This window comes from Winogradskyella luteola, from assembly GCF_019203985.1.
Lineage (GTDB): Bacteria > Bacteroidota > Bacteroidia > Flavobacteriales > Flavobacteriaceae > Winogradskyella > Winogradskyella luteola.
Window position 1 is genome coordinate 44,109 of record NZ_JAGSPD010000014.1, and the last position, 11,229, is coordinate 55,337.

Annotated in this window: 8 protein-coding genes; 5 read left to right on the plus strand and 3 right to left on the minus strand. The window is 35.3% G+C overall.

Annotated features, from left to right (window positions below):
• Positions 1-60: 60 nt before the first annotated feature.
• The 3 genes from lpdA to msrB form a co-directional block, all read right to left on the minus strand.
• Positions 61-1,437: a dihydrolipoyl dehydrogenase gene (lpdA, locus tag KCG49_RS14290; RefSeq protein WP_218547458.1), complete on the minus strand. Its 1,377-nt coding sequence runs from the start codon at positions 1,435-1,437 to the stop codon at positions 61-63.
• Positions 1,438-1,564: 127 nt separating this feature from the next.
• Positions 1,565-2,119 carry a DinB family protein gene (locus KCG49_RS14295; RefSeq protein WP_218547460.1) on the minus strand — a complete coding sequence of 185 codons (555 nt, stop codon included), beginning with the start codon at positions 2,117-2,119 and terminating at the stop codon, positions 1,565-1,567.
• Between the two features lie 104 nt (positions 2,120-2,223).
• On the minus strand, positions 2,224-2,709 hold the full coding sequence (gene msrB, locus KCG49_RS14300; protein ID WP_218547462.1) for a peptide-methionine (R)-S-oxide reductase MsrB: 486 nt from the start codon (positions 2,707-2,709) through the stop codon (positions 2,224-2,226).
• Between the two features lie 231 nt (positions 2,710-2,940).
• Between msrB and glgA the strand changes: the two genes are divergently transcribed.
• The 5 genes from glgA to glgB all read left to right on the plus strand — a co-directional run bounded on the left by glgA (position 2,941) and on the right by glgB (position 11,129).
• Positions 2,941-4,152 (plus strand): glycogen synthase, encoded by a 1,212-nt coding sequence (gene glgA / locus KCG49_RS14305; protein WP_218547464.1) that lies wholly within the window; start codon positions 2,941-2,943, stop codon positions 4,150-4,152.
• The gene (locus tag KCG49_RS14310) at positions 4,149-5,417 is read left to right on the plus strand and encodes a glucose-1-phosphate adenylyltransferase (protein WP_218547465.1); all 1,269 of its coding nucleotides are present in this window, start codon (positions 4,149-4,151) and stop codon (positions 5,415-5,417) included. The genes glgA and KCG49_RS14310 overlap by 4 nt, the downstream gene beginning before the upstream one ends.
• A 128-nt stretch (positions 5,418-5,545) precedes the next feature.
• Positions 5,546-7,483, plus strand: coding sequence for an alpha-1,4-glucan--maltose-1-phosphate maltosyltransferase (locus KCG49_RS14315; protein WP_218547467.1), 1,938 nt, complete (start codon positions 5,546-5,548; stop codon positions 7,481-7,483).
• 1 nt (position 7,484) lies between these two features.
• Positions 7,485-9,116, plus strand: a complete 1,632-nt coding sequence (locus tag KCG49_RS14320) for a trehalose synthase (protein ID WP_218547469.1) — start codon at positions 7,485-7,487, stop codon at positions 9,114-9,116.
• A gap of 3 nt (positions 9,117-9,119) precedes the next feature.
• The gene (glgB, locus tag KCG49_RS14325; RefSeq protein ID WP_218547470.1) at positions 9,120-11,129 is read left to right on the plus strand and encodes a 1,4-alpha-glucan branching protein GlgB; all 2,010 of its coding nucleotides are present in this window, start codon (positions 9,120-9,122) and stop codon (positions 11,127-11,129) included.
• Positions 11,130-11,229: the final 100 nt, after the last annotated feature.

The following is an 11,229-nucleotide window of genomic DNA, read 5'->3' on the forward strand; positions in this document are numbered from 1 at the left end:
GATTTTCACTCGGCTTTTTTTTTCGATATAAAATTATCTCTTAGATTTTTTATAGTTGTTTTACAAGTGTATCACTTCATCATAAGCATCTGCTACCGCTTCCATTACGGCTTCACTCATTGTAGGATGCGGATGTACCGCTTTTAAGACTTCATGCCCAGTAGTTTCTAACTTTCTGCCTAACACAGCTTCAGCAATCATATCGGTTACACCAGCTCCAATCATGTGGCAACCTAACCATTCGCCATATTTTGCATCAAAGATTACTTTTACAAAACCATCTTTGTTTCCACCTGCACTTGCTTTACCTGATGCTGAAAATGGAAATTTACCAATCTTAATATCTATACCTTGCTCTTTTGCTTGAGCTTCAGTTAAACCAACACTAGCTATTTCTGGAGAACAATACGTACAGCCAGGGATATTCCCGTAATCTAGGGCTTCTACATGTTGGCCTGCAATTTTTTCAACACAAAGAATACCTTCAGCAGATGCAACGTGGGCCAATGCTTGTCCCGGTGTAACGTCACCAATAGCATAATAGCCAGGTATGTTAGTTTGGTAGTAATCATTAACAATAATCTTGTCTCTATCTACTACGATACCAACATCTTCTAAACCAATATTTTCTATATTAGATTTGATACCAACAGCAGATAATACAATATCTGCTTCTAATATTTCTTCTCCTTTTTTCGTTTTTACAGTAGCTTTAACACCATCTCCAGAGGTATCTACCGAAGTTACTTCAGCAGAAGTCATTATTTTAATTCCAGATTTTTTGAAGCTACGCTCTAACTGCTTGGACACTTCGTCATCTTCAACGGGTACAATCTTAGGCATATATTCTACAATGGTAACCTCAGTGCCCATTGAATTATAGAAGTAAGCAAACTCTACACCAATAGCACCAGAACCTACAACAATCATTTTCTTAGGTTGTTTATCTAATGTCATGGCTTTTCTGTAACCAATCACCTTTTCTCCATCTTGAGGCAGGCTAGGCAGTTCTCTAGAACGTGCACCAGTAGCTATAATAATATGATCGGCAGAATATTCTTTTCCATCAACATCAACTTTCTTTCCTGGCTTTACTTTACCGTAACCTTCCAAAACGTCGATTTTATTCTTTTTCATTAAGAACTTAACACCATTACTCATCCCATCGGCAACACCACGACTACGTTTTACAACGGCATCAAAATCGTGTTCGGCATCTTTAACTTTTAAACCGTAATCTTCGGCATGTTTTAAATATTCAAAAACCTGAGCAGATTTTAAAAGTGCTTTTGTAGGGATACAACCCCAATTTAAACAAACTCCTCCAAGACTTTCCTTTTCTACAACAGCTGTTTTAAATCCTAATTGAGAAGCTCTAATCGCAGTTACATAACCACCAGGACCGCTTCCTAACACTATAACATCGTATTTACTCATAAGTAATTTTTTAGTTGAATTTTGAAGCACAAAAATAATAAATTCCAAAAAGATAAATCCGAAATCCTTAAACTTTCATCACTTGGTCTAGAATGAAATTTGAAATATGTGTTTTTAACGTTAGGCACTATAGGTCTTCCGTAAAATGTCTTTTGCCTTTATCCTTTGAGAACTTATCTTTATTATAGTCCTTTGACTTTCCTTTTGGTATGGATAAAGATTGCCAAAGCTTCCCTTTTATGAGCTTACCTAAAAATACAATCTGACCAATATGGTATGCGTAGTGCATCATTTGTCTATTTATAGCTTCCGTAACCGAATGGCCTTGATTTCTAATATATATAACTCTTTCTAAATCATTTTGAGATAAATGTTTTACAGCATCAAAAAGACATTGCCATCCTCTGTCCCAAGCATCAATGAGTTCTTCTTTAGAGGTAAAAGTATCCTGAAATTCTTCATCTCGTTTCCGCCATTCTTTTTCACCATCTTCAGTCAAAAAATTAGTCCATCGGCTTAGCATATTGCCAATAATGTGTTTTACTATTATGGAAATAGAGTTGGAGTCTTCAGCGAATTCTTTTTTCAATTCTTCAAAGGTTAATTGAGTAAAAGTTTTATCCCCAAGACTTTTGTAATATTCAAATTGTTTAATGACGCTGGTTAAATAAGAATTTTTCATATTTTCAAATTATACTAATAAAAATAGTGACATAAAATTATTATAATACATTTTGACTATTGATAAATTTTATATCACTATTATGTAATGGTTGTTGGGAAATCTTATTCCTCAGCAGCAACAAATTTTAGTGCTACACCATTTATACAATGTCGTTTTCCTGTGGTATCCTTTGGACCATCGTTAAAAACATGCCCTAAGTGGCCACCACAAGTGGCGCAATGCTCTTCTGTGCGCGCATAACCAATATTATAATCTGTTGAGAAAGCTACATTGCCTTTAATTTCTTTATCAAAACTTGGCCAACCTGTACCAGAATCGAATTTGTGCTCGCTTTTAAACAATGGTGTGTCACAACCTGCACAATGGTAAACTCCTTTTTTGTAGTTTTTATTTAAGGGACTTGTAAATGCACGTTCCGTACCAGCTTCTCGTAAAACGTAATATTGTTTTTCAGTAAGTTGTACTTTCCATTCAGCTTCAGTTTTTGTGACTGGGAATGTTTCTTTCTCTTTTGCTTTGCTTTTTTGTGCTGTACTATTACAGCTAAAAAACAAACCAACAAGCGTAAATAAGATTATTTTTTTCATAGTATAAATATAAAAATTAATAAATGTTTTGTCGAAGAAATGTATATCGCATTACAAGCTGCGCTAGTTTATTTAAATGTTAATTTATTAGTGTTGAAAGCTTATAAGATTAATATATTTTGTTATTTTACAAATGATCGGAGAATAGGAATTGCAAGACTTATTTTTTTATAAAATAATTACTCTTTACTTTGATCATTTCATTAATTTACAAGTGGTAAAACAACTTAAATGAAAGTATTATTTTTTACAAGAGAATTTCCACCCTATGTCTATGGAGGTGCAGGTGTGCATGTTGAATATCTAGCAGGAGAACTTTCCAAATTATTAGAAATGGAAGTCAGGGCTTTTGGCGATCAGGATATTTCTAGAAAAAGTTTGACCGTAAAAGGTTTCTCTTTTGAAAATTCAACCTTTGATAATGCAAATGATAAGTTAAAGGCTGTGTTTAAAACACTAAGTACTGGGTTGAATATGAATGCCGATGCAATTGATGCAGATGTTGTACATTGTCATACATGGTATTCTCACTTTGCAGGTATATTGGCTAAATTATGTTATGGTACTCCTTTAGTGGTTACTACCCATTCCTTAGAGCCTCTAAGACCTTGGAAAAGAGAACAACTGGGTAGAGGTTACGATGCATCATCTTGGGTAGAAAAAACAGCAATTGAAATGGCAGATTGCTTAATAGCAGTTTCCGAAGAAACAAAAGAAGATATACTTAAGCATTTTAATGTAGATGAAAGTAAGATTGAAGTTGTATACAACGGTATTGATTTAAAAGAATATGTTGTTGTTGAAGAAACTACTATTCTAGATACTTACAATATAGACAAGACAAAGCCGTATATGTTATTTGTTGGCAGAATTACACGCCAAAAAGGAATCATCCATTTGGTCAATGCCATTAAATATATTGATGAAGGCACTCAAATAGTTTTGTGTGCCGGTGCACCGGATACTCCAGAGATTGCCAAAGAGATGGAAGACGCAGTTGCGGAAGCCTCAAAAACGAGAGATAACATTTTTTGGATCGACACTATGCTAGATAAGAAAGATGTTATTCAATTATACTCTCATGCAGCTGTATTTTGTTGCCCATCTATTTATGAGCCTTTTGGAATTATAAATATTGAAGCCATGGCTTGCAAAACAGCTGTGGTAGCAAGTGCTGTTGGTGGTATAAAGGAAGTTGTAGTAGAAGGTGAAACAGGGTTGTTGATTAATTTGGAACAACAAAAATCGGCGCCATTCGAACCGGTAAACCCAAATAAATTTTCGCAAGATTTGGCAAACGGAATTAATATGTTAATTTCAAATAAAAAACAGCGAGACTACATGGCAAAAAACGGGAGAAAAAGAGTTGAAGACTTTTTTGACTGGAAAGCCATAGCAAAGCAAACAGAAGCTATATATAAATCCTTAATAAAGACGCAATGATTAACGACAAAGTTTTAAGTATTATTTTAGGTGGCGGACAAGGATCGAGACTTTATCCGTTAACCGAGAGCAGGTCCAAACCAGCTGTTCCTATCGCAGGAAAATATAGATTAGTAGACATACCCATATCCAATTGTATCAACTCAAATATAAAACGGATGTATGTTTTAACCCAGTTTAATTCGGCATCGTTAAACAAGCATATAAAAAACACCTATCACTTTAGTTTTTTCAGTTCTGCTTTTGTAGATGTTTTAGCTGCAGAACAGACAATACACAGTGACGAATGGTTTCAAGGTACGGCAGATGCAGTCCGTCAAAGTATGCATCACTTCTTACAACACGATTTTGAGTATGCTCTAATACTTTCTGGGGATCAGCTTTATCAAATGGATTTTAATAAGATGATAGAAGCACATGAACAAAGTGGAGCTGAAATTTCAATCGCTACCCAACCTGTTAATGCAAAAGATGCCACATCATTTGGTATTATGAAAACAGACGAAAATAACGTTATAACATCTTTTATAGAAAAACCAGATGCATCCTTGTTACCAGAATGGGAATCTAATGTGAGCAAAGCCATGCAAAATAGTGGTAGGCTATATTTGGCATCTATGGGCATCTATATTTTCAATAAGGATTTGTTGGTTAAATTGATGAAAGAACCTGGGACTGTAGATTTCGGAAAGGAAATAATTCCCAACGCAATTGGTAAACATAAAACGGTAAGTTATCAGTTTGAGGGCTATTGGACCGACATCGGAAATATTGATTCGTTTTTTGAAGCTAATTTAGGATTGACAGATAGTATTCCACAATTTAACCTGTACGATAATAATAAGCGTATTTATACCAATGCAAGAATTTTGCCAACCTCTAAAGTATCAGGGACACTTCTCGACAAAACAGTTATAGCGGAAGGATGTCTCGTCCACGCTGCTAAGATTGAACGATCGGTAATTGGCATTCGATCCAGAATTGGGTCTGAATCCACAGTGATAAACTGCTACATGATGGGTAACGACTTTTATGAGTCCTTAGAGGAAATAGAAGAGAAAAAAATTAAAATTTTTATGGGAATAGGTGAGCGGTGCTTTATTAAAAATGTCATTTTAGATAAAAATTGCAGAATTGGTGATGATGTTCGTATCAACGGTGGTAAACAGCTCAAAGATGTAGAAACAGACAGCTATTTTGTGAAAGATGGCATAGTTGTAGTTAAAAAGGACGCTGTAATACCTTCAAAAACCATTATTCAATAACAACCAAGTTATCTAGCCAACCGTTATTATCAATTTCAAACGTTGTAGGAGCTTATAGCGATGGAATAGCTTTTATATGTGGATAATCTATAGTAATTTCGCAACACAATTAACATTCAACCAACACTATGCATAACCAAAGACGAGTAGTTATAGAAGCAGTTAAACCTCAAATTAACTGTGGGGACTTTTTTATAAAACGTATTGTAAATGAAATAGTTAATGTAGATGCCAATGTTCTTGCCGATGGCCATGATGTCATTGCAGCATCGGTGCTTTACAAACACGAAAAAGAACGAAAATGGTGTGAGGCTAGGATGCATCTGGTTGGTAATGATGAATGGAAAGCATCATTTACCGTAGATAAGCAAGGATTTTATGCATACAAAGTACAAGGTTGGGTAGATTATGCGTTAAATTGGCAACATGGTATTGAGCGAAAAATAGAGGATAACCAGCATGTAAAATCTGAACTGCTTGAAGGTATCACATTTCTAAAGCCTTTATTAAAAAAAGTAACATCTAACGAAAAGAAATATTTACAAGAATGTATAGATGCATTTGGAAATGAAAAATATTACAATAATGCCATTAATGAAGCTAGAGGCACAAAGCTTCATGATATTTTTTATAAATATCCAGAAAAGCATTTGGCAAATGAAACCAAAGAATTACAGGTTTATGTAGATCGAAAGAAAGCATTGTTCAGTACTTGGTACGAATTTTTTCCTCGTTCGGCTTCAGAGAAAAAAGGAGTTCATGGCACATTCAAAGATTGTGAACGTTTGTTACCAAGAATCTCGGAAATGGGATTCGATACGTTGTATTTTCCACCTGTACACCCCATAGGCGAAGTCAATCGTAAAGGTAAAAATAACACCACAGATGCCAAAGAAGGAGACGTAGGTTCTGCTTGGGGAATTGGTTCTAAAGAAGGAGGGCATAAAGATTTGCATCCTCAATTAGGTTCTGTTACTGATTTTAAGCGTTTAATTAAAAAAGCTAAAGATTTAGGAATTGAAGTTGCCATGGATTACGCCTTACAAGCGGCACCAGATCATCCCTGGGTAAAGGACCATCCAGATTGGTTTAAATGGAGGCCAGACGGTACCGTACAATATGCAGAGAATCCGCCAAAAAAGTATCAAGATATATTACCAATTTATTGGGAAAGTAAGGATTATAAAAACCTTTGGAAAGAGTGTTTAGATACCATGTTGTATTGGGTAGATTGTGGGATCAATATTTTTAGAGTAGATAATCCACATACCAAACCCTATTATTTTTGGAACTGGCTCATTTCGGAAGTTAAAAAGAAGCATCCAGATGTCATCTTTTTGGCTGAAGCATTTACAAGGCCAAAGGTTATGCAACGCTTGGCAAAAGAAGGCTATTCGCAATCCTACACCTATTTTACATGGAGAAATACAAAGCAAGAATTTATAGAGTATATAACCGAACTCACCCAAACAGATCAATGCGAATACATGCGACCTAATTTTTGGCCAAACACGCCAGATATTAATCCTTATCACCTTCAAGGTGCTAACGAATCTAAATATCTGCAACGTTATGTGCTTGCAGCTACATTAAGTTCCAATATTGGTATTTATGGCCCAGTGTTTGAACAAATGATCGATGCTGCCATTCCGGGGAAAGAGGAATATTACATGTCCGAAAAATTTCAGGTATGCCATTACGATTGGTTTAAGGAAAACAAACTAACACTTCTAATTTCTAGAATCAATGCCATTCGTCATAATAATGAAGCTTTACAACAAACCAATAATATAAAGTTTTGCAACATTCATAATGACAACTTGATTGCCTTCTATAAATGGAATGCAGACAAAACCAATGAACTGCTAATAGTCATCAGTTTGGACCATCATTATCCACAACGCGATAACGTTCAGCTTCCTTTAGAAGCGTTAGGATTGCAACAGGGGCAACCCGTTTCAGTTTCAGATTTAGTTACAGGAAATAGTTATGTATGGTATAATGAATGGAATTACGTGGAGTTGCATCCAACACTTCCTTTTCATATATTTAAGATAACAAAGTAATATGGCTAAAAAATCGACAAAAACTACTGCTTTACAACCTCCTTATAATTTTAATGATAAGTGGGAAGAACTTCTAGAAAATAAGGAGTTTATTAAAGTATTCTTGTCAGATGTATTAGAAGATTATATAGTTAGGCAACGTTGGTATGGTGGTAAGGCCAGTAAGCTCAAGTACATAGAATTGGCTGAATACTTTAGAATTCAACAGCATGGTGAGGTTTATTACGGTTTAATACTGGAGGTCAATTTTGTTGAAGCTTTTTACCAACATTATTTTTTGCCAATAGCATTTGTGTCTGACGAAAACTTTGCAAAAGATGATAGAATATTATCCATTAGTATTCAAAATCAAGAGGGGTTTATCATTGATGCCATTAACCTTGAGGCTTTTAGAAAAGTAGTGTTTGAGCGTATTTTAACAGCCATACCAAAGGATAAAACACGTGTTAGTTATCATAAGAGTGATTTGTTTAAGGACTGCCAATACCAAACCTCTCGATTTATGGGCTTGGAGCAAAGTAATACATCTATAGTATACAATGAGGAGTATGTGCTAAAGTTCTTTAGAAGAATTTATGCAGACCGTAACCCGGATTACGAAATGAGTCGTTTCCTTTCAGATAAGAAAGACTATAAAAACACACCAGCTTACTTAGGAAGTATACAGATTAAAGATAGTGATAACACCAACATTACCATAGGCTTAATGCAGCAAATGGTGCAAAATGAAGGAGATGCTTGGGATTATATGCTTAGGGAATTACATAAAGTATTTTCTAATTTAGAATATAAGAATATTACAATTTCACAGTTACCGAATACAGAAGATTTTGGACGACTTGAAATTACGGATGTACCACCACAGATTATCGATTGGGTGGGGCTCAATATTTTTCTTAAAATACAGACTTTGGCAAAACGTACAGCCGAAATGCACATTGCATTAGGAAGCGAATTCGAGGATACGGCTTTTACACCATCGCATTTTAATGGAGATTATGAAGTTTGGCTTAAGAATAGATTGCTGTACCAATTTCAAAATAGATTAAACACCATAGAGAATAGCTTACATAAACTGGATGGTTTAGCATTAGAACTCGCCAATGAATTTTTAGAAAAGAAAAACATCATACGAAAGCGTTTTGTGGATTTCGATTGGACCAAACTAAAAGGAGAGCGCATAAGAGTACACGGCGATTATCATTTAGGCCAGGTTTTGGTAAAGGAAGACGACTTCTATATATTGGATTTTGAAGGCGAACCAGAAAGTACCATCCGAGATCGTAAGGTAAAGCAACCACCTCTTAAGGATATTGCTGGTTTATTCCGATCGTTCCATTATGCCATTTACGCCACTATTTTCAATAATTTGGATTTATATAAGCACGAACAAGAAGAACTTTTTGAAGCTGGTGAAGTCCTGTACAGATATTTAAAATCTGTATTTTTAGGTACTTATGTGTCTAACGTTCAAGAAGCAAACCTCAATATAGGTTATAATCAAGAGCGTATATTTTTACTAAAATACGCCATGCTCGAAAAAGCAATTTATGAGTTGGGATACGAGCTCAATTCACGCCCGCGTTGGGCAGTTATTCCATTAAAGGGAATCTCTAATATCATTAACAGTTAATTTATGGCAGAAGTAATACCACATAGTCACTTTACAGATTTTGATATCAATCTCTTTAAAGCAGGAAAACATTATCGCTTATATGAAAAATTTGGATCGCATATTATGACGGTCAATGGTGTGAAAGGCGTATACTTTGCCGTTTGGGCACCAAGCGCCAAAGCAGTTTCTGTAATCGGAGATTTTAATTTTTGGGTTGAAGGTACGCACCAACTCAATGTAAGATGGGATAGCAGTGGTATTTGGGAAGGTTTCATACCAGGTGCAAAAAAGGGTGAGGCTTATAAATATAAAATACAAAGTAACCATGGCAATGTAAAGACTGAAAAAGCAGATCCTTATGCTAGACGTTCAGAACACCCTCCAAAAACAGCATCTATAATTTGGGAAGAATCTTATAAGTGGAAAGATAGTAAATGGATGAAAAAACGTGAAAAGAATAATGCTTTAGATGCCCCTTATTCGGTTTACGAAGTACACTTAGGCTCATGGAAAAAGAAACAAGTAGAGGGAGCTGAAGATCGTTTTATGACTTACGAGGAAATGGCAGATGAGCTCGTATCGTATGTTAAAGACATGAATTTTACCCACGTAGAGTTAATGCCTGTGATGGAATTTCCGTACGATCCGTCTTGGGGTTATCAACTTACAGGGTACTATGCGCCCACATCGCGTTTTGGTTTGCCTGAAGAATTTAAATTATTGGTCGATAAATTACACCAAAATGATATTGGTATTATTCTCGATTGGGTACCATCACATTTTCCTGAAGATGCACATGGGCTAGGTTTCTTTGACGGTTCGGCACTATATGAACATCCTGACAAAAAACGCGGTTATCATCCCGATTGGAAAAGTTTAATTTTTAATTATGGTCGCAACGAAGTAAAATCTTTCTTAATCAGTAATGCCATCTATTGGTTAGATCAATTCCATGCTGACGGATTAAGAGTAGACGCTGTGGCATCAATGCTTTTCTTAGATTATAGTAGAGATGATGGGCAATGGGAACCCAATATGTATGGAGGCAGAGAAAATCTAGAGGCTATATCATTTTTAAGAGAAATGAACGAAGCCGTTTATTCTAATTTTCCAGATGTGCAAACCATAGCAGAAGAGTCTACAGCATTCCCAATGGTCTCTAGACCGACTTCATTGGGAGGATTGGGCTTCGGTATGAAGTGGATGATGGGATGGATGCATGATACTTTGGAATATTTCGGTAAGGAATCTGTATATAGACGTTTTCATCAAAATGATTTAACATTTTCAATGACTTATGCTTTTACGGAAAACTTTATGTTACCGTTAAGTCATGATGAGGTGGTTTATGGTAAACGTTCTATTTTAGGACGTATGCCAGGAGACGAATGGAAACGTTTTGCCAATCTAAGATTATTGTACAGTTATATGTTTACGCATCCTGGAGGTAATCTACTGTTTCAAGGATGTGAATTTGGACAAAGCAGTGAATGGAATTTTAAAACAGGTCTCGATTGGTATTTACTGCAGTACGAACCTCATAAAGGCATTAAAGAGCTTATAAAAGATTTGAACGCACTTTATAAAAATGAACCAGCACTTTATGAAAACCAATTTACTTCAGAAGGTTTTGAATGGATAGACCACAACGATGCACAAAATTCTGTTTTCACATACATTAGAAAAGGAAAACATGAAAAGGATGATTTGGTCATTGCCTGTAATATGACTCCCGTACCACAAGAGAATTATAAATTAGGTATTTCCAGAAAAGGAAAGCTGAAAGAAATCTTTAATAGTGATGCCAAAAACTATTATGGAAGTGCTAATTATAAGAACAAGATGAAAACAGCCAAAACTGATCCTTGGCATTTTAGAGATTATTCTATAGACATAGATATCCCACCTTTAGGTATGGTAGTTTTTAAATATTCGGAGTCAACCAAACGCAAGTCTAAAAGTACAACCGCTGTTAAGACTAAATCTAAAACAGCTACAAAGCAAAAAACAAAACCTAAAGCTGAAAAATAACAGTTTTCTAAGTATATGAAGCCTCACAGATTCTAAATCTTGTGAGGTTTTATCATTTTAGGGGGCGTAAGATATTTTCCGAAAACGATATAGTTAACAA

Excerpts from the sequence above, each read along its gene's own strand:
- lpdA (WP_218547458.1), bottom strand. The coding sequence starts at position 1,437 with ATGAGTAAATACGATGTTATAGTGTTAGGAAGCGGTCCTGGTGGTTAT.
- KCG49_RS14295 (WP_218547460.1), bottom strand. The coding sequence starts at position 2,119 with ATGAAAAATTCTTATTTAACCAGCGTCATTAAACAATTTGAATATTAC.
- msrB (WP_218547462.1), bottom strand. The coding sequence starts at position 2,709 with ATGAAAAAAATAATCTTATTTACGCTTGTTGGTTTGTTTTTTAGCTGT.
- glgA (WP_218547464.1), top strand. The coding sequence starts at position 2,941 with ATGAAAGTATTATTTTTTACAAGAGAATTTCCACCCTATGTCTATGGA.
- KCG49_RS14310 (WP_218547465.1), top strand. The coding sequence starts at position 4,149 with ATGATTAACGACAAAGTTTTAAGTATTATTTTAGGTGGCGGACAAGGA.
- KCG49_RS14315 (WP_218547467.1), top strand. The coding sequence starts at position 5,546 with ATGCATAACCAAAGACGAGTAGTTATAGAAGCAGTTAAACCTCAAATT.
- KCG49_RS14320 (WP_218547469.1), top strand. The coding sequence starts at position 7,485 with ATGGCTAAAAAATCGACAAAAACTACTGCTTTACAACCTCCTTATAAT.
- glgB (WP_218547470.1), top strand. The coding sequence starts at position 9,120 with ATGGCAGAAGTAATACCACATAGTCACTTTACAGATTTTGATATCAAT.